This window comes from Xanthobacter albus (assembly GCF_043194895.2).
Lineage (GTDB): Bacteria > Pseudomonadota > Alphaproteobacteria > Rhizobiales > Xanthobacteraceae > Xanthobacter.
Genome location: NZ_CM195532.1, coordinates 707,899 through 732,323 on the forward strand (window position 1 = coordinate 707,899; position 24,425 = coordinate 732,323).

A 24,425-nucleotide genomic window follows, 5' to 3' on the forward strand; every position below is an offset into this window, starting at 1 on the left:
ACGATATGAAATTTCTGCCTAGTGAACGGCGCCTTGAGCCGCAACAAATCGCGCAAATAAACTTCCAAAGGGGTTCCGCATGCTTCGCACTCTGTCTCGCATCGCCCTCGCGGGCGTCGTCTCCATGGCGGTCGGCACGGCATGGGCCGCGCCGGAATCCAAGGATCCCATCAAGATCACCCTGAACGACTGGACCGGCCAGCTCCTCAGCGCCCACATCATGGGCGAGATCCTGAAGAAGCAGGGTTACAACGTCGAATATGTCCCGGCGGATTATCTTGCCCAGTTCTCGGGCATGGGCACCGGCGACCTCACCGTGGCGCCGGAAGTGTGGGCCACCACCGCGCAGGAAGCTCTCGACGCGGCCGTGAAGACCGGCGGCGTGGAGAACGTGGGCTCCTCCGGCATGGAAGCGCGCGAGGACTGGTGGTTTCCCGAATACATGAAGGAAAAGTGCCCCGGCCTACCCGACTGGAAGGCCCTGAAGAACTGCGGCGCCGCCTTCTCCACCCCCGACACCGCCCCCAAGGGGCGCTATCTCGGCGGCCCCTCCACCTGGGGCGGCTATGACGAGGAGCGCGTGGAAGCCCTCGGCCTGCCGTTCGAGGTCATCCATGCCGGCACCGACGCCGCCATGTTCGCCGAGCTGAAGAGCGCCTACGAGCGCAAGGCCCCCATCATTCTCTGGATCTACACGCCGCACTGGGCGCCCATCAAGTACAAGGGCGAGTTCGTCGAGTTCCCGGCTTATGAGGCCGCCTGCTACGAAGATCCCGCGTGGGGCGTGAACAAGGAAATGAAGTATGACTGCGCCAAGCCGCGCGGTCCCATCTGGAAGGCGGTCTGGGCCGGCATGCAGAAGAAGTGGCCGGGCGCCTACGAGATCATCAAGGACTACAAGTTCGACAACCAGACCATGGGCGAGCTGGCCGCCCGCGTCGATATCGACGGCCAGAAGGTCGAGGACGTGGCCGCCGACTGGGTGAACAAGAACGAACCCACCTGGAAGGCCTGGGTGAAGAAGTGACCGCCTGAGGGCGTTCACACCCATCGAGACCCGCGCCCGGAGGGAGGCCTCTCCATCCGGGCGCGCGCCGGCCCCTTCGTTTCCAAGGCCACACAGCCATGAGCCATCCCGTTCTCGCCTGTCGCGACGTCGCCAAGCTCTACGGGGCGAAAGCCCGGAAGTTCGTCGTCGACGGCCGCCTCACCGCCGATGCCGCGACCCTCGCCGAAGCCGGCGTCACCGCCGCCGTGCGCGACGTCAATCTCGAGATCCAGCGCGGGCAGACCTTCGTCATCATGGGCCTTTCGGGCTCGGGCAAGTCCACGCTCGTGCGCTGCCTCTCGGGCCTCACGCCACCCACCGCCGGCGAGGTGCTGTTCGAGGGGCGCGACCTGTTCAAGTATTCCGAGAGCGAGCTGATCCAGATCCGCCGCCACCAGATGGGCATGGTGTTCCAGCACTTCGCGCTGCTGCCCCATCTCAATATCCTGCAGAACGTCGCCTTCCCCCTGGAGGTCCAGGGCCGCACCAAGGCCGAGCGCCTGGACAAGGCGCAGAAGATGATCGAGCTCGTGGGCCTGAAGGGCCGCGAGCACCGCTTCCCCAGCGAGCTTTCCGGCGGCCAGCAGCAGCGCGTGGGCATCGCCCGCTCCCTCGCCGCCGACCCGGACCTGTGGTTCCTGGACGAGCCCTTCTCCGCGCTCGACCCCCTCATCCGCCGCGAGATGCAGGACGAGGTGCTGCGCCTGCAGGGCATGCTCAAGAAGACCATCGTCTTCATCACCCACGATTTCGACGAGGCCGTGCGCATCGCCGACCGCATCGCCATCATGAAGGACGGGCGCGTGGAGCAGATCGGTTCCGCCGAGGAGCTGGTGCTCACCCCCGCCACCGACTACGTGCGCGCCTTCACCCGCGAGGCGCCGCGCGCCAAGATCCTCACCGCCCGCGCCATCATGCGCCCGGCCCCGGCCGACGCGAAGTTCGCCGGCCTCGTCGAAGCCCGCGCCCGCATCGCCTCCTTCGCCCACCAGGTGGAATCCACCGACGCGGTCTACGGCGTGGTGGACAACGGCCGCATCCTCGGCGCCATCGACCGGCTCGCCATGATCGACGTGCTGGTGGGCCGCGAGCCCCGGAGCGTGGCGGCATGACCATGGCGAGCGCGCAGGACACGACACCGGACACCGACCCGCAGGCCACGGCCGCCCCCTTTCCCTGGCGCCGGCTGGTGTGGCCGGCGGTGGTGGTGCTCACCATCGTCGCGGTGATGCTGCCCGCGGGCGCCTTGCCCGGCTGGGCCACGAAATATCCCGCCGCCTGGCAGCTGCCGCTCGCCGCGTGGATTTCCGATTTCATGAAGTGGCTGATGAACAGCGCCTCGTTCGGCCTGTTCACGGTGCGCGACCTCACCCGCGCCATCTCGGCCGTGCTCAACCTGCCGCTCGTGGTGGCGAAGTCCATCTTCGCGAGCGGCGTCATGCAGGGCGAGGGCTCGGCGGCGGTGCAACTGTTTCCGCCGGTGCCGTGGTTCTCGCTGGTGATCGCGGCCACCGCCGTCTCCTACGCCGTCGGCGGCCTGCGCCTCGCGGCGGGCATGGCGCTGGGCCTCGCCTATCTCGCGGTGTTCGGCCAGTGGACGAGCGCCATGGTCACTTTCGCCTCGGTGCTGGTGTCGGCCATCATCGGCGCCTTCGGCGGCCTGCTGCTGGGCCTCGCCTGCGTGCGCTCGCGAACGCTGGAGCGGCTGATGTCGCCCCTGCTGGACGTGGCACAGACCATGCCGGTGTTCGCCTATCTGCTGCCCATGCTGATCCTGTTCGGCTTCGGGCCGGTCTCGGCCATGATCGCCACCATCATCTATGCCGTGCCGCCCATGGTGCGCATCACCATCGTGGCCATCCGCGCCGTGCCGGAGGAGATCGACGCGCTCGGCCGCATGACCGGCTGCACGCGCCGGCAGATCACCTGGAAGATGCTGGTGCCCTCGGCCATGCCCGCGCTGATGGTGGGCGTGAACCAGGTCATCATGCTCTCGCTCAACGTGGTCATCATCGCCTCCATGATCGGCGCCGGCGGCCTCGGCTGGGACGTGCTGGCGGCCCTGCGGCGGCTCGACATCGGCGGCGGCCTGGAGGCGGGCCTCGCCATCACCGTGCTCGCCATCCTGCTCGACCGCTTCGCCCAGGCGCTGGCCTTCCGCGCCCGGCGCACCGGCGGCGGCGGCAACCAGAAGCGCGTGCGCCTCGGCGTCTATGCGGCGCTGGCGGTGGCGGCTGCGGGCTGGCTCGCGGCCGCCCGCTGGCCCCACATCGCCCCCTATCCGGAGGCGCTGCGCCTCTCCACGGCGCCGTTCTGGGGCGATCTCGTCTCCTGGATCAACATCAACTTCAACGGCCCGCTCGACGCGGTGAAGACCTTCATCCTGCTCAATGTCCTGGCGCCGGTGAAGCAGTTCATGCTGGCCCTGCCGTGGCCCTGGGTGGTGGCGGTGACGGCGCTCGCGGGCTACTGGCTCGGCGGACTGCGGCTCGCGCTCACGGTCGGCCTCATGTGCGCCTTCATGGCGGTGGTGGGGCTGTGGCCCGCGACCATGATCACGGTCTACCTGTGCGGCGTGGCGGTGATGATCTCGGTGCTCATCGGCGTGCCGGTGGGGGTCGCCTGCGCCCAGCGCCCGGCCCTACGCACGGTGGTGGAATGGATCATCGACACGCTGCAGACCCTGCCGGCGTTCGTCTACCTCATCCCCATCGTCATGCTGTTCCGGGTGGGCGACTTCACCGCCCTCATCGCCATCGTGCTCTACGCCATCGCCCCGGCCATCCGCTACACGGCCCACGGCGTGGCGCAGGTGTCGCCCCATCTGGTCGAGGCAGGCGTGATGAGCGGCTGCACGCGGCGGCAGATCCTCACCCGCATCCGCCTGCCGCTGGCGGTACCGGACATGCTGCTGGGCCTCAACCAGACCATCCTGCTGGCCTTGTCCATGCTGGTCATCACCGCGCTGGTCGGCACCCGCGACCTCGGCCAGGTGACCTATGCCGCCCTCGCCAAGGCGGACGTGGGCCTCGGCCTCGTGGCGGGCCTGTCGGTGGCGTTCATCGGCATGATCGCCGACCGGCTGATCACGGCGGGCAGCGCCCGGCTGAAGGCCCGCGCGGGCCATTGAGGAACGGCAGGGAACATCCATGACCAGCAAAGCCGCGGACCGCATCCGCGCCCTGTCCTTCTGGGGCGGCCCCGTCGATCCCAAGCCCCTCGGCGGCGGCATCACCAACTCGAACTTCCTGGTGGAGGACGGGCCGCGCAAATACGTGGTCCGCCTCGGCGCCGACATCCCGCTGCACAACGTCATGCGCTTCAACGAGCGCGCGGCGGCGCTGGCGGCGGAAGCGGCCGGGGTCTCCCCCGCCCTGCGCTACTTCGAGCCCGGTCTCATCGTCATCGACTTCATCGAGGGACGCACCTTCAACGAGGCGGACGTGCGCGCGAACCTCTCGCGCGTGGTGGAGCTGGTGCAGCGCGCCCACCGCGAGGTGACGCGCCACATCCGCGGGCCGGCGCTCGGCTTCTGGACCTTCCACATCCTGCGCAACTACATCGCCGCGCTGTCGGACCGGCGCCACCGCCTCGCCGGCGACCTGCCCCGCTTCTCAGCCGTGACCGACCGCCTCGAAGCCGCGCTCGGCCCCACCGAGATCGTGTTCGGCCACAACGACCTGCTGCCCGCCAATTTCATCGACGACGGCAAGCGGCTGTGGCTGATCGACTGGGACTACGGCGGCTTCAACACCCCGCTGTTCGATCTCGGCAACCTCGCCTCCAACAACGAGTTCGACCTCGCCCAGCGCCGCGACCTGCTGCGCCTCTATTACGAGCGCGAGCCGGACGACGCCCTGCGCCTGCGGTTCCAGGCCATGTTCGTGGCCTCGCTGCTGCGCGAGAGCCTGTGGAGCATGATCTCGGAGCTCGAATCCCAGATCGAGTTCGACTACCGCACCTATACCGCCACCAACCTCCATCGCTTCGAGCGCGCCTTCGCCGATTTCGACACGATGCGCGCCTGATCCCCGAGAGCCGGGCGCCCGCGGGCGCCGGCCCCGCACCCGCCCGATGGCCACGTCCCTCCTTCCGGCATCCCCCTTGGCGCGGCCGGGGCGAGGGTCTAGAGCGTTCACGCGCGCAGAACCGATGGGACGGGCTTGAGATGCGGATCGCGATCGCGGGACTGGGATATGTGGGCCTCTCCAATGCCGTGCTTCTGGCCCAGAAGCACGCCGTGACGGCTCTCGACGTGGACGAGGAGCGGGTGGCTGCCATCAATGCCCGCCGCTCCCCCATCGTCGATCCCGACATCGAGCGCTATCTCGCGGAGCGGCAGCTCGACCTCAAGGCCACGCTCGATCCGCGCGAGGCGTTCGCGGGGGCCGAGTTCGTCATCGTCTCGACGCCCACCAATTACGACGTCCGCACCAGCCACTTCGATACTCGCTCGGTGGAGACGGTGATCGACCAGGCGCTCGCCATCAATCCGGACGCCACCCTCATCATCAAGTCCACCATCCCGGTGGGCTTCGTGCAGCAGGTGCGCGCGCGGCTCGGGCGCGACAACATCATCTTCTCCCCGGAATTCCTGCGCGAGGGCAAGGCGCTCCACGACAACCTCTACCCCTCCCGCATCATCGTCGGCGACCACACCGAGGCGGCGCGCACGTTCGCCGGCCTGCTGAAGGACTGCGCCATCCGCCAGGACGTGCCAGTGCTGTTCACCGGCCCCGGAGAGGCGGAGGCCATCAAGCTGTTCGCCAACACCTACCTCGCCATGCGGGTGGCCTTCTTCAACGAGCTGGACAGCTACGCCCTCGCCTTCGGCCTCGACACGCGGGAGATCATCGGCGGGGTGAGCCTCGATCCCCGCATCGGCGGGCACTACAATAACCCCTCCTTCGGCTACGGCGGCTACTGCCTGCCAAAGGACACGCGGCAACTGCTCGCCAACTATTCCACCGTGCCGCAGAACCTCATCCGCGCCATCGTGGAAACCAACTCCACCCGCAAGGACTTCATCGCCGAGCGCATCCTGGCGCTCGCGCCCCGGCACGTGGGCATCTACCGGCTCACCATGAAGGCGGGCTCCGACAATTTCCGCGACAGTTCCATCCAGGGCATCATGAAGCGGATCAAGGCCAAGGGCGTCCCCGTCACGGTCTACGAGCCGCAGATCAGGGAACCGCACTTCTTCAACTCGCCGGTGGAGCGCGATCTTGCGGCCTTCAAGGCCCAGGCCGACGTGATCGTCGCCAACCGCTGCACCGACGAGCTCGCCGACGTGGCGCACAAGGTCTTCACCCGCGACCTGTTCGGCTCCGACTGAGCGGGGCACCCGCCGAAGGCCGCCACCCTTGCCCCACCGGCGGTTTCGGCGCACACAGCGACCGGCGGCCCGCGCCGCCCCATGACCGAGAGCAGAGAGAACGCATGAAGGGCATCATCCTCGCCGGCGGGAGCGGCACGCGCCTGCATCCCCTGACCCTCGTCACCTCCAAGCAGCTGATGCCGGTCTACGACAAGCCGATGATCTACTACCCGCTGTGTGTCCTCATGCGCGCGGGCATCACCGAGATCCTCATCATCTCCACCCCTCAGGACGTGCCCCAGTTCCAGCGCCTGCTGGGCGACGGCAGCCAGTGGGGCATCTCCTTCTCCTATGCGGTGCAGCCTTCCCCGGACGGGCTCGCCCAGGCCTATGTGATCGGCGCGGACTTCGTGGCCGGCGAAAGCTCCGCCCTCATCCTCGGCGACAACATCTTCTACGGCCACGGCCTGCCGGAGCTGCTGGCGCCCGCCGCCCAGCGCGCCGAGGGGGCGACCGTCTTCGCCTATTACGTCAATGATCCCGAGCGCTACGGCATCGTCGAGTTCGATGCCGAGGGCCGGGCGCTGACCATCGAGGAGAAGCCGAAGCAGCCGCGCTCCAACTGGGCGGTCACCGGCCTCTACTTCTATGATGCGCAGGTGGTGGACATCGCCGCCAACCTGAAGCCCTCCGCCCGCGGCGAGCTGGAGATCACCGACGTCAACCGCGCCTATCTGGAACGCGGCCAGCTCCAGGTGGAAAAGATGGGCCGGGGCTACGCCTGGCTCGACACCGGCACCCACGACAGCCTGGTGGACGCCGCCACCTTCGTGCGCACCCTGGAGCGCCGGCAGGGCCTGCGCATCGCCTGCCCGGAGGAGATCGCCTTCGTCAGCGGCCTCATCGGCCGCGACCAGCTCCACAAGCTCGGCGAGAAGCTCGGCAAGAGCGAGTACGGCCGCTACCTCATGCGCATCGCCGAAGAGAACGCCTGAGCGACAGCTCCCTGAGCCAGGGCGCCTCAAGTCCGCCACGGGCGCGGGGCCCCTCCAGCGCCCGTGCATGGCGCCCCGCGCCGAAGCGCGGCCCCATGCGGCGAGCCCAGCCCCGCCGCAAGTGATGCCGGGACTGCCGAACCTGTGGGACGACCAACGTGTCACGGGCGCCGCGGCCAACGCCACCTTGCGTCGTGCGCGCCGAGGTTGCTACACAGAGCCCGCAATGGTTGCAGGTTCGGCTCGGGCGGATGGCTCTTCTTCGTACCCTTCTTGACGCACCCGAACAGCTTTTCGCCGCCCACGATCGCTTGCGGGCTAGTGGTTTTCCCATCATCACCGTCGTCAACGCCCGCTCCGCGCTGGATGCCCGCGTCTGGCTCGGCACCTGGGCGGACGCGCACCGGCGGGTTGTCATCACCGCGCCGCGAGCCGACGTCGACGTCGCCCTCGCGGCCTATCGCGCACGCCTGCCATCCGGTGGCGTCGCGAGCGGACCGCCGCTGTTGCGGCTACCCGGTTCCGTGCGCGAGGCGCTGCCAGTGGCCGCGCGCCTCCTAGAGCGGCAACCGAACCTCGCGCTCGCCCTCACCTGTGGCATCGCGGACATGGTGGAAAGCCTGCTGGACCCGGCACTGGCGCAGCCGTTCGTGGGCTTGGCCCTGCAAGGACTCGTGCCACTGGACGACGCCGAGCGCCGGGTGATGGCGCAGATCGCCGCGGGGCGGCGGGTGCCCCTGCTGCGCGGCCCCTGCGAAGGCATCCTGTTCTACATGCTTGAGGCACGACCCGAAACCCGTGGCCGCTTCACACCCAATGCCCGTATCGACGGCCGGTCCAAGCGCAATCACGAAGTGGACCTCGCCTGCGTCGAGGCCCGCCTCGTGGTGGAGATCGACGGCCGCGAGCATGACGCCCCGCGCCGCCGCCGCATGGACGCGGACAAGCAGCACGACCTCGAATCCGGGGGCTACCGTGTGGCCCGCTTCAGCAATGCCACCGTCATCGAAAATCCGGTCGGGGTGTGGCGGGACATCGCCGACACACTTTCGCGTGGAAATTAAGGGAGCTGGTGCCCAATGCCGCCTGTTGCCGTCCCCCATGCCGACCTCTCGCGGTTCGCGCCCCTCGCTGCTCCCGACCTACTGCTCGCCTGTCTCGGCGGCCTGAAGACCCCGCCCACGCGGAAGGCGCTGGCGACCAAGCTCAAGACGCTGCTCGCCGTGGACAAGGTCGAGACGGCGGCATCCGCCCTCGCCGGGCGCGGTCTTGCTAATGTCGAGGCCAAGGTCGTGCTCACTGAAGCCGGGCGCGAAGCCGCATCGATGCTGCTCGGGCGCGATACCGGGGCCACCTGGGATCAGGTCCGCGCCCGCCGCATCCTGCCTCTGTGCCTCGGTCTCGATCCAAACGCGGAAGAGGTGCGCAACCTCCTGGCCAAGCCGGATGGGCGGCGCAGTGCCATCATCGCCGTCGCCTTCGGCCTGCCCCAGGAAACCCGAGGCATCGCGGCCGTGTGCGAAGAGCTGGTCTGGCAGACCCTGAAGGCCGGGATCGGTTCTGTTCTGGGCTCGGGCCGGCTGCCCCCGATCAAAAAGCCCGGCATCACCGAGTGGATCATCCTTGCCGGCCTCGGCGGCCTCACCGGACACTGCCCGACCTCCACCTCGGCCAAGCCCAGAGGGCTCAAGGCCCTGACCGGAGCCGCCGTGGGCCTGCCAGAAGCGGACGACAAGACCGCCGTCACCCGAGCCATCACCCTGTCGCTCGGCCGTGCCGCGGGTGCGGGCGCAGCGCCCGTTCCCACCCCGCCGTCCACGGTTTCGCCAGCAGCAAGCGAGGAGACCGGCTTCGCGGACCGGGTGCGGCAGGTGGCGCAGACCTTGACGACCCCCCCATTCCAGGGCCGCGTAGCCATCGCCCAGGTTTATGACGCCTACGGCCGCGAACACCCGGACGCCGGCTCCCTGCAGAGCTTCAAGGAGCGCCTCATCGCCGCCGCACATGCCAACCGGCTGGAGCTGGGGCGGGTCGATGTGCCCGAACGCATGGATCGCGAGATGCTGCGACGGAGCGAAGCGGCCTGGGGCAACGATCGCGTCCATTTCATCATCACCGGTCGGAGATAGGCCAATGCCCCTTACATCCGCCTTTCTCGATGCCCGCAACGACGACCTGTTCACCACCATCGCCAATTTCACCAATGCGCGGGAATTGAGCGAGCTGAATGTGAACGAACACCAGGGGGACGCGCGCAGCGCCATCTTCGATGCTGTCGTCCACGCGCTGAAGCTCAACCCCAGCCCCGGCGCGCGCATCGCCCTCATCAAGGGCGATGCCGGTTCGGGCAAGAGCCATGTGCTGACCACCACCCTGCGCGATTTCGCATCGATCACCGAGCATCGCGCCTATTCCGTCTATCCCGCCATCCTTCAGCTGACGGCACCGGTCACCATCTCCACTTATGATGTGTGGCTGCTCGATGCCCTCATCCGCGAACTGTCGGCCCGCCATTTCGGCGATGAGGCGGGCCTCAGCCCCCTGCGGCGGCTCGCGGACAAGCTGCTGCAGGCCTATGTGGAAGAACCGGCGCAGGCCGCGTTCCAGGAGGAAATCGAGGATCTCGAAAGCGACGGCGAGATCGAGATCGCCCTCAAGATCGGCCAGAACATCGCGCGCGAAGCCCGCGCCTGGAGCGCCGAAGGACTCGACCCCAGCCTCGTGGGCGCCATCCTGCTGGCGGGCTTCAACGACCCCTCCGCCCTCAACTACCTGCGCCATGGCCATGCGGACAGCCGACTCACCCCGCTGCGCCTGCCGCCCATCGCCACTGCCAATCAGCGCATCGACGCCATCCGCAGCCTCAGCCGGCTGGCGCAGCTCGTCCACGGCAGCCTCGTGCTCGGCTTCGATCAGGTGGAAAACACCACGAGGCTGGGTGACGAAGGCCTGTTCGTCCATGCCCTCACCCAGGCGGTCCGTCTGGTGGAGAGCATCCCCAATTGCGCGGTCGTGGTTGCCGTCGTCTCCGATGAATATGACGAGATCGCCGACGGCAGACGTGGCGGTCGGGCGCTCACCAATTCCGATCGTGATCGCATTGAGCGCGAGGCGCCGTTTCCCGCTGTGCTGAGCGCCGGAGCCCCGGATTTTCGCCGCGAGGTGGTGGCCCGGCGACTGTCCCTGCTGCGCACCCGCGCCCATCTGCCGGCCGCGCCCGGCTCCCTGGAGCCGCTGCCCTCCTGGCTGATGCCAGCCATCGAGGCGAAGCAGAGCATCCGCGCCGCCCTGCGCCGGGTGTCGGAATTCCGCACCGACGCCATGAAGCGCGGGCGCCTGCCCTCGGAGCAGGAATTTTTCGGCACCATCGTCCCGCCCAAGCCAGCCGCGCAGGAGATCGACTTCGCCAAGCTGTGGGAGGACTTCAAGGACCAGGGTGCCACCACCACCCGCCGCCTGCTCGACACCAAGAAGGCCGAGCTTCTGGCATGGTGGGCCCACGAGGCGAGCCGCGAGCATGTGACGGCGGACCCCGCCGAGGTGCGCGTTACCCACCTCAGCGACGATCTGCGGACCCCCGTCATCGACATCCAGCTTAAGCAGGGCGGACAGGTGATCGAGCGCCGTGAGCTCGCGCTGTGCGAGGCGCCGAACCGCAACCAGAAGCTCGCGGACCAGATCATCCGGTTCCTGGAGGCAAGCGACGGCGCGGTTCCGTTCGCCTTGCGCACCAACGGCTTCGCCAAGAGTCCCACGTCCCAGGTGGCACCCGCGCTGCGCAAGCTGCGCGCCATTGGCGGCGATGTGCTCTACCTCAATGACACCGAATGGGACACGCTGGCGCGGGCCCACGATTTCCTCGCCCGCTGGCAGCACGAGACGGGCCTCATAACCTGGCGGCGCGATGCCCAGTGGCTGCGCCGCCTCGTCGCGCCACTCCTGCCGCTCATTGCGCTGCCCGACGTGATCGCCCGCGAAGGCGACCATGAGCAGACCCTGCCGCCGGAGAAAGGCGAGGGAACGAGCCCGGCGGACAAGAACGAGCCACCCCCGGCGACCGGGACCACCGGCGCATCCTTCCCCGTCCTCATCGGCGCCACCGAGGCCAAGGAGCCGGTCTATTGGGCGCCCTATGCGCCGCCGCCGGGGCATCTCAACAATTTTTCCGTCCTGGTCACGGGTGACGCCGGCTCCGGCAAGACCCAAACCATCCGCGTGCTCATCGATGCCGCCTGCCGCAACGACCTTGCCGTGACCATCTTTGATTTCAAAGCCGACTATTGCGAACCGGATTTCGCCGGGCCACTCGGCCTCAAGGTGGTGGACGTACGCGCCCAGGGACTGCCCTTCAACCCGCTGGAACCACCGCCGCGGGGCGCGTCGGGGGCCCAGCCCATCGAGCACGCCTATGAGATCGCAGGCATCCTCGCCCGCGTGTTCCGCCTCGGCGCGGTGCAGGAGGCGCGCCTTCGGGATGCCATCTGCGCGGCCTATCGCGAGTGCGGGGTAGATCCTCAGGAATGGGTCCAGCCGGACACCATCGCGTGGCCGAGCTTCAATCGCGTGGTGGATCTCCTGGCCGAGGCCGGCGACAACGCCGCACTGGTGAGCCGCCTCGGTGCGCTCAAGGATTTCCGCCTGTTCGGAACCGGCGGCCCCTCACCCAATCGCGCCGCGGAGTTCTTTCAGGGCCGGGTGTGCCTCAAGCTGTCCACCCTCCCCGGCGACGACATCAAGACCGCCATTGCTGAAATCCTCATCGTGCAGTTGCATGGCCACCTGCTCAGGGGCGCGCAGCCGCGCCGGCTCACCCGCCTCTTGGTATTCGACGAAGCTCACCGGGTGAAGGATTCGCGCCGGCTGGAGCAATTGGCGCGGGAAGGCCGGGCATTCGGCGTCGGCATCGTCATCGGCACCCAATTCCCCGGCGACATGCCGTCCGACATGGCGGGCAACCTCGCGACTCAATTGTTCCTCATGAACAATCAGGCCCAGCACCGGCGCGCGATCGCGCTTCAGGTCTGCGGCACCGTCTCCAGCCCCAAGGCGAAGGCGCTTCTCGACCGACTCGGGCGGATGCGACCGTTGCAGGGCCTGTTCTCGAACCCGCATTACGGCGCAGTGTTCGTGGATGTCGTTCCCCATTACCAGAGGACGACGGAGCCGGCTGCGTCATGAAAAAGGGCGGGGCAGCCCGGCTGCCCCGCCCGAAACCCAAAAGGCATGAGACACGCTTCAGACGGCGGTGTTGATCCACTGCACCAGCTTGGCCTTCGGGGCGGCGCCCACCTGGCGGGAGGCGATCTTGCCGTCCTTGAACATCAGCAGGGTGGGAATGGACATGATGCCGTACTTGGAAGCGGTCTGCGGATTCTCGTCCACGTTCAGCTTCACGATGCGGACCTTTTCGCCGAGCTCGCCGGAAACTTCCTCGAGGATCGGCGCCACCATGCGGCACGGACCGCACCACTCCGCCCAGAAATCGACGATCACCGGCGCACCGGACTTGAGCACGTCGGTTTCGAAATTCTGATCGGTCACCTTTTCGACGGCCATGGCATACCTCGTAGGGGCAGAAGGGAAGAACCCACTGAATCTTGCTCCGGAACGTAGGGATGCCCTCCCCGTCCCGTCAAGCCGCGTCACGCCGAGGTGAGCGCCGAGAGCCGCGAGAGCGCCGCTTCCAGCCGCGCGCCATCGAGCACGAACACACGCGGCGCGGCGGTGTAGACGAGCCGCGCCTCCACCGCCCGCCCCCCGAATACGCGCGACAGCACCGCCCCATAGAGGGCGAGCTGCGCCACATGGGTCTCCCGGATGCCTTCAAGGCTTTCCGGGGGTGCGCGGTCGGTCTTGAAGTCGGCCAGGAGCAGCCGGTCGGGCAAGATGGCGAGCCGGTCGATGCGCCCGTTCACCGCCACCCGCCCGCCACCCGGCAGGTCGAGATGCCCCGCCACCGGCAGCTCCGGCCGGCTTTCCGGGCCGAACAGATCCGCGAGCGGCGCATGGCCGAGCACCCCGAGCGCCTCGGCCAGGATCTCGTCATGGGCCGTGGGGTCGAGCGTGGCCCCGGCGTGGCGCAGCAGGCGCAGCCCCGCCGCCGCCCGCTCCTGCGGCGCGATCGGCGGCAGGCCGGCGAGCAGCCGGTGCACCAGATCGCCCCGCACCAGCGGCGAGAGGCCGGAAGCCACCCCGTTTTCGAGCGTCGCGCGCGGCGCCGCCCGCGACGGGCGCAGCACCCGCGGCGGCGCCTCATGGGGCGGAGGCCCGGCGAAGGCGAGGGGCGCCACCGCCTCGGCGACGGCAGCCAAGGCCCGCGGCGCGAGGCCGAGCACGCCGGAGGCCGCCCCCTTGCCCCAGCGCAGCACGCTGCCCTCGAAGCCGAAGGCCGGCACCTCCTCCGCCTCCGGCGAGAGGGCGGCGCGCACCAGCTCATACCAGCAGCCCTCGGGCCGGGCATGGGCCTTGTCCTTGGCCGGCAGGCTGGTCTCGGCGCCGCAGACGACAAGGGCGTCCTCGGCGCGGGTGAGGGCCACGTAGAGCAGGCGGCGATACTCGTCGAGCTCGCGGGCGGCGGCGGCCGCGCGGGCCTCGGCGAGGGCGGGCGAATCCTCCGCCTTGCGCGCGGCCAGCACCGGCACCTCCACCCCGCCGGAGGACAGGCGCAGGAAGCCGCCGGCGGCGCGCGGACGTGGCAAATCCACCGTGTCGGCGAGAATCACCAGCGGCGCCTCCAGGCCCTTGGCGCCGTGCACGGTCATCACCCGCACCTCGTTGCGCCCGCTCTCCATGTCGCGCTTGGTCTCGGCGCCGCCGCGGCGCAGGAAGGCGAGGAAGCCGGGGAGGCTCGCGGGCTCGCTGCCCTCATAGGCGCGCGCCAGGGCCATGAATTCGTCCAGCACGTCCGCCGCCTCGGGCCCGAGCCGCGCCAGCATGGCCCGCCGCCCGCCGTCGCGCCCCAGCACGCGGGCGTAGAAATCGAACGGCCGCAGCGCCAGCGCCTCGTCGCGCCAGCCGGCGAGCCGGCGCGCCGCCGCCTGCACGTGCGCGTCCCCGGCTGCGGCGAGGGCGTCGACGAGCCGGCCGGGGCGGCCGGGGCACAGGGTCATCAGGTCGTCGTCGGTGAGGCCGAACAGGGGGCTCTTGAGCACGCTGGCGAGGGCGAGGTCGTCGTCCGGGCACAGGAGCGCATCGCCCAGCGCCATCAGATCGAGGGCGGCGATGTGCTCGGCCACCACCAGCCGGTCGGCGCCGGCCACCGCCACCTCGGGGTCGTTCAGCTCCTTGAGGGCGCGGATGACGGCCTCGAACACGCGGCCGCGCCGACGCACCAGCACCAGCACATCGCCGGCCCGCATGGCCCGCCCCCCGCGCGCGGGCATGGCGAGCCCGGCCCGCACCCCCGCCTGCACGAAGCCGGCGATGCGCCGCGCCAGGAGGTTCACCGGATCGTCGCCCGGCACCGCGTCCAGCGGGCGGCGCCAGTCGTCCACCTCGGGCGCCGGGCTCGGCACCGTGGTGGGCCACAGCTCCACCAGGGCCGGCGCATCGGCGCGGATGGCGGCGTGAACGGGGGCGGAGGAATCCAGCGTCAGCCCGGCATGGGCATCGGCACCGGAAAAGATGCGGTCCACCGCCTCCAGCACCCCCGGCGCCGAGCGGAAGGAATGGGGCAATTGCACCTGCCGGAACGCGGCGCCGCCGGCCTTCTGCGCGAATTCCGCGCGCATGGAGCCGAACGCGCGCGGGTCCGCGCCCTGGAACGAGAAGATGGACTGCTTCTCGTCGCCCACGACGAAGATGGTGCGCTTCACCCCCGGCCGCGCGCCCTCGCCCGAGAAGAAATCCGAGGTGAGGCCGTGCACCACCCGCCATTGCGCCGGGCTCGTATCCTGCGCCTCGTCCACCAGCACGTGGTCGATGCCCTGGTCCAGCTTGTAGTGCACGAAGGAGGCGGGCACCTGATTGAGCAGGCCGGAGGCGCGCGCCACCAGGTCGTCGAAATCGAGCAGGCCGCGCTGGGCCTTCTCCGCCTCGTAGCGCCGGCACGCCTCGGCGCCCAGCACCAGCGCCGCCTCGGTGCGCTCCAGCACGCGGGCGCCACGCAAGGCGTCCTCCAGCCCGGCGAGGCGCTCGCGCTCGGCCTTCATGCGGGCCAGGAGGTCGGGATAATTGTCCGCCACGAACTTGGTGGCGAGGGAGCGGTCGGCGCGGGGCGCCCGCTCGGCGGTGAGGAAGACGCTGAGATATTCCGCCCGCGCCTCGGCCGGATCACCCGAATGGTAGGCGGCAAGGAGCGCGGCGGCGCGGTCCTGGTCGGTCTTCTTGTCGGAGGTGGCGAGGGCGGCGGCCGCCGCCTCCCACTCGCTCCAGGGCAGGTGCGGGCTGTCCAGGAGCTGCGCCTCCAGCTCGGCGACGCCGGCGCCGGCCGGCACCCCCAGCGCCCGCGCCAGAGCGGCGCTGCGGGCGGCGGCGCCCTCCCCCAGGGCCGCGATGCGCTCGCGCTCGGCGATGGCGGCATCGAGCATGGCGGTGATGGAGCCGTCGGAGAGGTCGGCCATCAGCAAGGCGAGCGCCCGGCCCAGCTCGCCGGAGGGTGTGGCCGCCGCCTCGATGATGAGCGACTGGCGGATGCGCGCCATCAGCTCGGCACGGGCCACCTCGTCCAGCTCGCGGAAACCCGCCGCCACACCCGCCTCGAACGGGAAGCGGTGCAGGAGGCCGCCGCAGAAGGCGTGGATGGTCTGGATCTTGAGCCCGCCGGGCGTCTCCAGGGCGAGGGCGAACAGCCGGCGCGCGCGGGCGCGCAGGGCGGGCGTCACCCGCTCGCCGGTGGCCTGCACCAGCTCCGCGTCGAGGCCCGCGTCGTCCAGCCCCACCCAGCGGCCGAGGATGCCGAGCACCCGGTTCGACATGTTGGCCGCCGCCGCCTTGGTGTAGGTGAGGCAGAGGATGCGCGCCGGCGCCACCCCGTCCAGCAGCAGGCGGATGACGCGCCGCGCCAGCACGTGGGTCTTGCCCGAGCCGGCATTGGCCGAGACCCAGGCCGAATGGGCGGGATCGGACGCCAGCGACTGGCGGCGCGTGGCCTCGGCCTTGGGGCCGGTGGCCGCGGCGGCTTCGGACGCGGTGCTCATTGCTCCTCCTCCCCGCCGAGCGCCCATTCGCGCACCCGTGCCAGGTGGTCATAGTCGCCGAAGCCGCCCTGCCACTGGGGCGCGGCGAGGGAGCGGTAGCCCTGTCGCTCGTCCTCGAACGCCGCGAGCAGCGAGAGGAGGCCGGCGAACGCGGTCTCGGCCACATCAGTGGGGGTGCGGTCCTTGTAGCGGATGGGCTTCTCCTCGCCGCCCGTGGCGCCGCCCTTCAGCTCCACATAGGTGATCTCGGACACCGGCAGCGGCGGCACGTGGCGGAAGGCCCCCTTCGCCGCCATGGCCGCCTCCAGCGCGAGCTGGGGGGAGAGGGAGGCCACCTGCCTGGCGCTCGGCGCCGTGCCGGTCTTGTAGTCCAGCACGGCGAGGGTGCCGTCGCGCCTCACCTCGATGCGGTCGGCCCGGCCGGCGAGGCGGAAGCTCCGCTCGCCCAGCGGCAGGTCGAGCCCGCCCGGCGTTTCCGCGACGATGGCCTCGCAACCGGCCCGGCGGCGGCGCTCGAACTCCACCATGAAGGCCGCCACACGCTCGAACCGCGCCCACCACACCGCATGCTCCGCCGGAAACACGGCGAGCGGCGCGAACGCGCGGCGCCCGTGCTCCAGAAGCTGCGCCAGCGCATCCGCCGGCAGCGCCTTGGGGAAGGCGGTGGTGAAGGTGCCCAGTGCCTCATGCAGGGCCGAGCCGCGCTCGGCGGCGCCGGGGGCGGCGTCCAGCGGATCGAGGGGCGTGAGGCCGAGCACGTGGCGGGCGAAGATGGAATAGGGATCGCGCAGGAAGGTCTCGATCTCCGTCACCGTCAGCCGGCGCGGCCGCAGCGCCAGCGGCGGGGCGGGCGCCGGGCGGGCCGCGCGCGGCACCGGCGGGGCTACATCGAGCGCCACCGCCGCCGCGCGCCAGCGCACGCCCCGCGCGCGCGCCTCGGCGGAGAGCGCGGGGCCCAGCACCGTCTCCAGCCGCTTCAGGAAGCGTGAAGGCACGCTCTGGGTGCCCCCCACCTTGCCGGCATAGGTCAGCACCACCTCGGGCGCGCCGAAGGCCTGCACGAAATCATGGGCGGAAAGGCCGATCCGCCGCTCCGGCAGGTCGAGCCCGAGATCGAGCCGCATGGGCCGGCTGAGCCAGGGGTCGGTCTCCCCCTGGCGGGGCCACACCCCCTCCACCAGGCCGCCCAGCACCACCCGGTCCACCCGCACCAGCCGCGCCTCCAGCGGCCCCAGGATGCGCAGGCGCGCATGGCGCTCGCCCACCGGGCGCACCATGGCGTCGCCGATGAGGGAGGAGACGGCATCCGCATAATCCGAAAGAGCGAGCTCAGGCCCGTCGCCGGCCGCCGCCGCCACCGCGGCGAAGGCCCGCGCCAGCGCCGCGAGGGCCGGGTCGTCGTCATCCTCCACGAGCGGGCCGGCGATGGCCTCCACGGCGGCGCGGTGGGCGGCCACCAGCTCGGGCAGCGGCAGCGGGCCGCGCCGCTCCGCGAGGGCGGAGAGCGGCGCCATGGCGGCGTCGAGCTGGTCCACCAGAAGCTGTGCCCGGTCGAGGGCGGCGGCGGTGAGGCGGCGGCGCGGATCGGCGCTGCGGAAGCGGTCGGGATCGCAGGCGTCGAGCGCGGCCCGCAGCCCCGCCACACCGGCCCTCGGGCGCGGCCCGCGCAGGGCCGCGAGCTCCAGCGCCGCCAGCGCCTCGGCCTTCAGGTCGTCGTCGAGCCCGAGGCGCGCCAGGGGGTGGCTCACGAGAGCGAACAGCGGCACCGGCGCCCACGCCTGCGCCGCCACCTCGGCCACCAGCCGCGCCAGCCGGCCCAGGGGCGCCTCGGCCAGGGGCGTGCCGGCGGAATCGTCCACCATCACCCCGAAGCGCGCCATCTCCGAGACCACCCGGCGGGCGAGGTCGCGGTCGGGGGTCACGAGGGCGGCGGTCTCACCCGGCCGCTCCAGGCTCTCGCGCAGCAGCAGCGCGACGGCGAGCGCCTCCTGGCGCGGGTCGTCCGCCTCCACCACGGTGAGGCGCGCCGTCGCCTCGGCCCGCGCCTGCGGCGGCAGGCGCTCGGGCAGCCGCGCCCACAGGTCGGAATTCTCCGCCTGCCGCATGGCCTCGCTCAGCAGCAGCTCGCGCGGGCCGGCGGCGGCCAGCGGCTCCACCCCCGCGCGGGAGGTTTCCAGCGTACGCAGCAGCCGGGCGAGGCCGTATTGGGGATGGTCCGGCGCGCCGTGGACGGGGTCGGCGAGGAGCGCGAACGCCTCGTCCTCCATGGCGAGATCGAGCCCCGGCAGCACCACCGCGCCCTGGGGCAGGCGCGAGATGGCCTTCAGCAGCCGCGCCGTGGCGGGCATGGAGCCGGTGGAGCCGGCGGCGATCACGGGCCCCGCCGCGATGCCCAGCTCCGCGAGCCGGCGCGCCTCGGCATCCACCAGCACGTCGCGCCGCACCGCTGGCTCCACCAGCCCCTGCTCGGCCAGGTAGCCGTCGAAGCCGGCGCGGGCAATGCGCACGAAATCGAGGCTGATCTCGAAATAGGGGTCGAGCTCGCGCGGGGTGAGGCCGGCGAGGCGCGAGAGCGGGACGCCGGCGGTGGAGAGATCGTCGAACAGGCGCGCCAGCTCGTCCGCCAGCGCCAGGGTCGCGGCCGGGCCGGCGGCCACCGCGGCCCGCCCCTCCCCGGCCTTCAGCGCCGTACGCCAGCGCGCCACCAGGGCAGCCAGCACCAGCCGCCGGTGCACCGGGGCGATGGCATGGGGCGCGGCGAGCAGCGGCGCGTCCTCGGAGAAGGCGAGCGCATCCTCGTCCACGTCGCCCAGGGGCACGATGCGGGGCAGCAGCAGGGCGCCGGTGCCCGCTTCCTCCAGCAGCGCCTCGGCGAACAGGCGGCAGGCGCGGCGGGTGGGCAGGAATACCGTGGCCTCGGCGAGGGCCATGGGGTCGCGGCGCGGCGCGTAGCCCGCGATCAGCCGCCCCTCCAGGAGCGCCCGCGCCAGGGTGGCGAGGAAGGGCGCGGTGGGCGCAATGGTGAGCACGCGGGACAAGGGCAGCCTCCGGGCGCGAATCGGGCCGGCGCCCGATCCTACTCGCTGGAAAGCTGGATCGCCTCCTCCGCCAGGGCGATGGCCTCCGGCGTGCCCACATGCATCCACACGCCGTCGAGGCGCAGGCCGAACAGGCGCTCGCGCTCGGCGGCGCGGTCGAACACGCGGTTGAGGGAGAAAGGCCCCTCGGGCGTCGCCTCGAACAGCTCCGGCTTCAGGATGCAGGCGCCCGCATAGACGAACGGCGCCACCAGCCGCTCCGCGCGGCGGGTCAGGCGGCCGTTGGTGTCCATCACGAAGTCGCCCACGCCCTCGTAGCCGGTGGAGAGGGCAGCGGGTGCCAGCAGCAGCAGCGCATCCATTTCGGACGGGTCGAAGGCCTCCATCAGCCGGACCAGATTGGGCCGCGCGCCCTCGATCCAGATGGTGTCGGAATTGATCGCCAGGAAGGGCGCGAAGGACGGGCCCGGCGCCAGCAGCGGCAGCGCCTTGCGCACGCCGCCGCCGGTTTCCAGCAGCAGGCCGCGCTCGTCCGAGACGGTGACGCGCGGCGGGGCGGGGCGGGCGGCGAGATGGGCCTCGATCTGGTCGGCCAGGTGGTGGACGTTCACCACCGCCTCCGCGATGCCGGCGGCGGCGAGGGCGTCGAGCACATGGTCGAGGAGCGGACGGCCGTAGACGGGAACGAGGGGCTTGGGCGTGCGGTCTGTGAGCGGGCGCATGCGCGTGCCGAGGCCCGCCGCCAGCACCATCGCCTTGTGGATGGGCGTCACGAGTTCAGATCCTTCGAAGGCAGCACCGCCTCGTACCATGCGCGCAGCGAGCCGAGCTCCTGGTGGCCGAGGCAGCGGGCCAGATAGCGCCGTACGCGCGGGATGTGACGCAGATATTGCGGTTTGCCGTCCCGTCGCTCCAGCCGGGTGAATATGCCGAGGATCTTGGTGGCGCGCTGGGCCCCGAGCACCGCATAGGAGCGCGCGAAGCCGCGTACGTCGAAGCCGGGGTCCGCCTCGCGCCGCGCCTTCACGTAGTGGCCCACGAGCTGCAGCTCCAGCGCCTCGGGCACGTCCACCCGCGCGTCCTGGGTGAGGGACACCACGTCATAGGCCGCCGACCCCATCACCGCGTCCTGGAAGTCGATGAGCCCCACCCGGCGCAGGCCCTCGCGGCCGGGCAGCCAGATGAGGTTGGGGGAGTGGTAGTCGCGCAGCACCCATGTGGGCGTCTCGTCCAGCACCGGATGCAGCGCGCCGCGCCAGAACAGGTGGAACTCCTCCCGCACCACGCCGTCGATGCGGATGCCACGGGCCGGCAGGTACCAGTCCAGCATCAGGTCCACCTCGGTGAGGTAGGCCCCGACGTCATAGGCCGGCAGCGGACGCTCCACCCGCGGCGCCACGTGGAGCGTCTGCGGCAGCGGGCGCGCGTGCAGCGCCGCCAGCACGCCGATGGCCGCCTCGTAGCGCTCGCGCACGGGCGCGGGCGGATCGCCGCGCACCACCCCCTCCTGGCCCAAGTCCTCCAGCACCAGCAGGCCGGCGTCGATGTCGGCGGCATAGATCTGCGGGGCCGAGAAGCCCTGCCCCAGCAGCGCCCGGTCCATGGCCACGAAGGGCTTCACGTCCTCCGCCAGGTGCACCAGCCGGCTGTAGGACTTGCCCTCGCGGATGGGGGGCCCGTCCGGCCGGGCCGGCGCGTTCATGAGGATGGCGCTGCGGCCGGGCAGGACGAGGCGGGTGTAGGAGCGGCTGGAGGCGTCGCCCTGCAGGAACACGCGCTCGGCCGTGCCGAAGCCCGCCGTCTCCACCAGGGTTTCCGCCACATAGAGCCGCTCGAGCCGGGCGGCCAGAGCGCCGTGGCCGGTGAGCACGCACACCCGCGCCTGGGGCCCCAGCTCCGGCGCCAGGGCGAGCAGCACGTCCACCCGGTCCGCGGAGAGGCGCTCGCCGGCCCGGTCCGCCCATTCCACCAGCACCAGCGCCTCGTCGCCGATCTCGTCCCAGCCGATCTCGTCCAGCTCCTCGTCCTCGACGATGCGGTAGAGGTCGGCGTGCACCACCCGCCCGCGGCTGAAATCGTAGGTGATGACGATGGGGAAGGTGGGGCTCGGCACCTCGATGTCGGCGCTGCCCGCGACGGCGCGGATGATGGCGCGCGCCAGCTCGGTCTTGCCGGCGCCGAGATCGCCCGAAAGGGTGATCACGTCATTGGCGCCGAACCACGAGGCGAGCTCCACGCCGAGCCGCTCGGTGGCGGCGAGATCCGGCAGGATCACCTGATAGGCGCCGGCTTCGTCGGCCATGCGCTGGATGAAGGCACTCATCAGGCCGCCTCTTGGTGCGAGGTTCCGGTGAGGGGGAAGACGCAGGTGGCGAGGGTGCCCACGGCGCCGGGAATGCGCGTCGCCGCCGGCACCACGCTCACCGAGCCGCCGTGGAGCGTCATGAAGGAGCGCACGATGGCGAGCCCGAGCCCCACGCCGCGATGGCGCGGGCTGGCATTGCGGCTCTCGAAGCGCTCGAACAGGGTCTCCGCCAGCTCCGGCGGCACCCCGGCGCCCTCGTCGCGCACGGCGAGCAGCACCGCCTGCGGCCGGCGCTCGGCGCCCAGGGTCACGGTGCCGCCCTCGGGCGAGGCGGCGATGGCGTTGGCGATGAGGTTGAACAGGATCTGCCGCACCCGCTTGGGATCAGCGGTGAAGCGCCCCGCATCCGCCGGCAGCGCCACGGCGATGCGCACGCCCGCCGCCTCCGCCTGGTCGTGCACCGCCACGGCGGCGCTCTCCAGAATTTCGCGCACGTCCACCTCGGCGAGGTCCAGCTCCATGGCGCCGGCGTCGATGCTGGCGAGGTCCAGGATGTCGTCGATGAGGGCGCGCAGCTGGTCGGAGGACTGGCGCATGTGGTCGAGATAGTCGCGCTGGCGCGTGTTGAGCGGCCCGGCGAGCCCCTCGCGCAGCATGTCGGCATAGCCCATCAGCGTATTGAGGGGCGTGCGCAGGTGGTAGGAGACATGGCTGACGAAGGCGTTCTTCAGCTTGTCCGCAGCTTCCAGCGCCTCGGCGCGCTCGATGAGGGCGCGCTCCACCTTCACGCTGTCGGTGACATCGCGGAAGGTCACGAGGGTGCCGCCATCGGGCAGGGGCTGGGCGGTGCCGTCCAGCACCCGCCCGTCAGCCCGCTCCAGGCGCAGGGTCACGCTCTCGCGGTGCTCCATGGCGGTCACCACCGAGCGGATGCGCGAGAAGGCCGCGCTCTCCCCGTGGCGCGAGCGGCAGAGCGCCGCCACCGCGTCGATGTGGGGCTTGTCGCCCAGCGCCTGCGCGTCCAGCGCCCAGAGGGAGAGGAACGCCTCGTTGTAGAGATGGAGCCGGCCTTCGCTGCCGAACACCGCCACCGCCTCCGCCAGTGCGTCCAGCGTCTCGCCCTGGATGCGGATGAGGGTGTTGTAGCGGCTCTCCAGGGCCACATGCTCGGAGAGGTCGTCGAACAGATAGGTGACGCCGCCTTCCGCATTGGGGGTGATGACCACCCGCAGCATCTCGCCGCCGGGCAGGTGCCACCAGTCGTTCACCGGCTCCAGCGCGCGGTAGGCCTCGCGCAGCTGCGCGCGCCAGGCCGGGAAGTCCGCCTGCTCGGGCACCTTGCGGCGGGTGCGCAGGTTGTCGAGGATCTGCCCGTCGGAAGGGCGCTGGTCCAGGAAGGCGGGGGAGAAATCGAACAGCCGCTCATAGGCGGCATTGTGGAACACCAGCCGCTCGTCGGCGCCGAAGATGGCGACCGCCGTGGTGAGCTGGTCCAGGGTGCGGCGATGGGCGGCCACCGTGCGCGCCGTCTCCGCCCGCGCCGCCTCCAGGTCGGTGACGTCCACCGCGAGGCCGGCGATGCCAAAGGGGCCCGCCACCTCCACCACATCGAGCTGGCGGCGCTGGCCGCGCGTCACCGCCCGCACCCGGCCCTGGAAGGCGCCGGAACCCTCCTCCGCGCTGGCGGCGGCAGCGCGCGCCTTGCTGTCGAGCAGGTCGAGGCCCTGGGCCCGCGCCTCCTCGGCGGAAGCGGCCCCCACCGCCGTCACGAAGGCGGGGTTCACATAAGACAGCGTGCCGTCCGGCGCCCTCAGCCACGCCGGCGCGGGGGTGGCGTCGAGCACCGCCGCGAGGCCTGCGGCATCGGCGCCACCCGTATCGGCGGCCGCGGGGTGCACCATCAGCACCCCGGCGCCGTTGAGACTGCGGCCGGAGAGCCGGAAGGCGCGCCCGTCCGCCGCCGTAACGGCGCGCTCCAACTCGGCCTCGCCCCCGCGCAAGACGGCAAGGGCGGCCTCCACATCGCGCGCGGCGGCGGCGCCGAGCCAGCCCGCGCGCGCCTCCTCCGGCACGCCGAAGCTCTCCGCCGGCGCGCCCGCGCGCAGCCAGATCAGCGCGCAATCGGCGCCGGAACCCAGAAGATGGCGCAGGCTGTGCGCTTCCGCCCGGGCCCGCGCGGTGCTGGTGGCGGCCTCCTCGGCCCGCGCCTCGGCCGCCGCGCACGCGGCCTGCGCCGCCCCGGCGCGGCGCAGGCCCTGGACCCAGGCTGCTACCGCAGCCGCGCCGAAGACGAATGCCGCGAGCCAGGGCGCGGCGCCCGCCGCCGTCGTGCCTACGCCGGCCGCCGCGGGGCCGCTCCAGGCGACGAGGGCGGTGGAGGCCAGCAGGGCCGCGAGCGGGCGCGCGGCGCGAGCGCGCAGGCCGACGGGACGCCCGGCGGCGGGCATCCGGCCCAGGAGCCCTTCGGCTCCCCACTTCGCGCCGCGCTTCACCATTCGCCCCTGCCCTCTTGCTGAAGCCGCCCGCCGGCCAGACCCGGCGGCTTGAAATCCGGTCATGGCGCCGGCCGATCCGAACGGAGCGCG

Annotated in this window: 15 protein-coding genes; 9 read left to right on the forward strand and 6 right to left on the reverse strand. The window is 71.3% G+C overall.

Going from position 1 to position 24,425, the window contains the following annotated elements:
* The first annotated feature begins 79 nt into the window (after window positions 1–79).
* The 9 genes from V5F75_RS03180 (at window position 80) to V5F75_RS03220 (ending at window position 12,538) form a co-directional block, all read left to right on the forward strand.
* Window positions 80–1,027 (forward strand): ABC transporter substrate-binding protein, encoded by a 948-nt coding sequence (locus V5F75_RS03180; protein WP_394033051.1) that lies wholly within the window; start codon window positions 80–82, stop codon window positions 1,025–1,027.
* Window positions 1,028–1,125: 98 nt separating this feature from the next.
* On the forward strand, window positions 1,126–2,160 hold the full coding sequence (locus V5F75_RS03185) for a quaternary amine ABC transporter ATP-binding protein (protein ID WP_394033052.1): 1,035 nt from the start codon (window positions 1,126–1,128) through the stop codon (window positions 2,158–2,160).
* The gene (locus tag V5F75_RS03190; protein WP_394033053.1) at window positions 2,157–4,178 is read left to right on the forward strand and encodes an ABC transporter permease; all 2,022 of its coding nucleotides are present in this window, start codon (window positions 2,157–2,159) and stop codon (window positions 4,176–4,178) included. Before V5F75_RS03185 ends, V5F75_RS03190 begins: the two co-directional genes overlap by 4 nt.
* 19 nt (window positions 4,179–4,197) lie before the next feature.
* Entirely contained in the window at window positions 4,198–5,076 is an 879-nt protein-coding gene (locus tag V5F75_RS03195) for a phosphotransferase (RefSeq protein WP_394033054.1), read from the forward strand.
* Window positions 5,077–5,216: 140 nt separating this feature from the next.
* Window positions 5,217–6,383: a nucleotide sugar dehydrogenase gene (locus V5F75_RS03200; protein WP_394033055.1), complete on the forward strand. Its 1,167-nt coding sequence runs from the start codon at window positions 5,217–5,219 to the stop codon at window positions 6,381–6,383.
* A gap of 104 nt (window positions 6,384–6,487) precedes the next feature.
* Window positions 6,488–7,360 carry a glucose-1-phosphate thymidylyltransferase RfbA gene (gene rfbA / locus V5F75_RS03205; RefSeq protein WP_394033056.1) on the forward strand — a complete coding sequence of 291 codons (873 nt, stop codon included), beginning with the start codon at window positions 6,488–6,490 and terminating at the stop codon, window positions 7,358–7,360.
* A 251-nt stretch (window positions 7,361–7,611) separates the two neighbouring features.
* Window positions 7,612–8,424: an endonuclease domain-containing protein gene (locus tag V5F75_RS03210; RefSeq protein WP_394033057.1), complete on the forward strand. Its 813-nt coding sequence runs from the start codon at window positions 7,612–7,614 to the stop codon at window positions 8,422–8,424.
* Window positions 8,425–8,439: 15 nt separating this feature from the next.
* Window positions 8,440–9,489, forward strand: a complete 1,050-nt coding sequence (locus V5F75_RS03215; protein ID WP_394033058.1) for a hypothetical protein — start codon at window positions 8,440–8,442, stop codon at window positions 9,487–9,489.
* A 4-nt stretch (window positions 9,490–9,493) separates the two neighbouring features.
* Window positions 9,494–12,538 carry a helicase HerA domain-containing protein gene (locus tag V5F75_RS03220; protein WP_394033059.1) on the forward strand — a complete coding sequence of 1,015 codons (3,045 nt, stop codon included), beginning with the start codon at window positions 9,494–9,496 and terminating at the stop codon, window positions 12,536–12,538.
* 57 nt (window positions 12,539–12,595) lie between these two features.
* Here V5F75_RS03220 and trxA read toward each other — a convergent pair whose 3' ends face one another.
* The 6 genes from trxA to V5F75_RS03250 all read right to left on the reverse strand — a co-directional run bounded on the left by trxA (window position 12,596) and on the right by V5F75_RS03250 (window position 24,335).
* On the reverse strand, window positions 12,596–12,916 hold the full coding sequence (gene trxA, locus V5F75_RS03225; protein ID WP_394033060.1) for a thioredoxin: 321 nt from the start codon (window positions 12,914–12,916) through the stop codon (window positions 12,596–12,598).
* A gap of 86 nt (window positions 12,917–13,002) precedes the next feature.
* Window positions 13,003–16,497 (reverse strand): double-strand break repair helicase AddA, encoded by a 3,495-nt coding sequence (gene addA / locus V5F75_RS03230; protein WP_394033061.1) that lies wholly within the window; start codon window positions 16,495–16,497, stop codon window positions 13,003–13,005.
* Window positions 16,494–19,526, reverse strand: a complete 3,033-nt coding sequence (addB, locus tag V5F75_RS03235; protein WP_394033630.1) for a double-strand break repair protein AddB — start codon at window positions 19,524–19,526, stop codon at window positions 16,494–16,496. The genes addA and addB overlap by 4 nt, the downstream gene beginning before the upstream one ends.
* 47 nt (window positions 19,527–19,573) lie before the next feature.
* Window positions 19,574–20,287 carry a nucleotidyltransferase family protein gene (locus V5F75_RS03240; protein WP_394033631.1) on the reverse strand — a complete coding sequence of 238 codons (714 nt, stop codon included), beginning with the start codon at window positions 20,285–20,287 and terminating at the stop codon, window positions 19,574–19,576.
* Window positions 20,288–20,304: 17 nt separating this feature from the next.
* Entirely contained in the window at window positions 20,305–21,858 is a 1,554-nt protein-coding gene (gene tsaE / locus V5F75_RS03245) for a tRNA (adenosine(37)-N6)-threonylcarbamoyltransferase complex ATPase subunit type 1 TsaE (protein ID WP_394033062.1), read from the reverse strand.
* The gene (locus V5F75_RS03250) at window positions 21,858–24,335 is read right to left on the reverse strand and encodes a sensor histidine kinase (RefSeq protein ID WP_394033063.1); all 2,478 of its coding nucleotides are present in this window, start codon (window positions 24,333–24,335) and stop codon (window positions 21,858–21,860) included. Before V5F75_RS03250 ends, tsaE begins: the two co-directional genes overlap by 1 nt.
* Between the last annotated feature and the right edge of the window lie 90 nt (window positions 24,336–24,425).

Excerpts from the sequence above, each read along its gene's own strand:
- trxA (WP_394033060.1), bottom strand. The coding sequence starts at position 12,916 with ATGGCCGTCGAAAAGGTGACCGATCAGAATTTCGAAACCGACGTGCTC.
- tsaE (WP_394033062.1), bottom strand. The coding sequence starts at position 21,858 with ATGAGTGCCTTCATCCAGCGCATGGCCGACGAAGCCGGCGCCTATCAG.
- V5F75_RS03250 (WP_394033063.1), bottom strand. The coding sequence starts at position 24,335 with ATGGTGAAGCGCGGCGCGAAGTGGGGAGCCGAAGGGCTCCTGGGCCGG.
- V5F75_RS03220 (WP_394033059.1), top strand. The coding sequence starts at position 9,494 with ATGCCCCTTACATCCGCCTTTCTCGATGCCCGCAACGACGACCTGTTC.
- V5F75_RS03190 (WP_394033053.1), top strand. The coding sequence starts at position 2,157 with ATGACCATGGCGAGCGCGCAGGACACGACACCGGACACCGACCCGCAG.
- rfbA (WP_394033056.1), top strand. The coding sequence starts at position 6,488 with ATGAAGGGCATCATCCTCGCCGGCGGGAGCGGCACGCGCCTGCATCCC.
- V5F75_RS03185 (WP_394033052.1), top strand. The coding sequence starts at position 1,126 with ATGAGCCATCCCGTTCTCGCCTGTCGCGACGTCGCCAAGCTCTACGGG.
- V5F75_RS03200 (WP_394033055.1), top strand. The coding sequence starts at position 5,217 with ATGCGGATCGCGATCGCGGGACTGGGATATGTGGGCCTCTCCAATGCC.
- V5F75_RS03180 (WP_394033051.1), top strand. The coding sequence starts at position 80 with ATGCTTCGCACTCTGTCTCGCATCGCCCTCGCGGGCGTCGTCTCCATG.
- addA (WP_394033061.1), bottom strand. The coding sequence starts at position 16,497 with ATGAGCACCGCGTCCGAAGCCGCCGCGGCCACCGGCCCCAAGGCCGAG.
- V5F75_RS03210 (WP_394033057.1), top strand. The coding sequence starts at position 7,612 with ATGGCTCTTCTTCGTACCCTTCTTGACGCACCCGAACAGCTTTTCGCC.
- V5F75_RS03240 (WP_394033631.1), bottom strand. The coding sequence starts at position 20,287 with ATGGTGCTGGCGGCGGGCCTCGGCACGCGCATGCGCCCGCTCACAGAC.
- V5F75_RS03215 (WP_394033058.1), top strand. The coding sequence starts at position 8,440 with ATGCCGCCTGTTGCCGTCCCCCATGCCGACCTCTCGCGGTTCGCGCCC.
- V5F75_RS03195 (WP_394033054.1), top strand. The coding sequence starts at position 4,198 with ATGACCAGCAAAGCCGCGGACCGCATCCGCGCCCTGTCCTTCTGGGGC.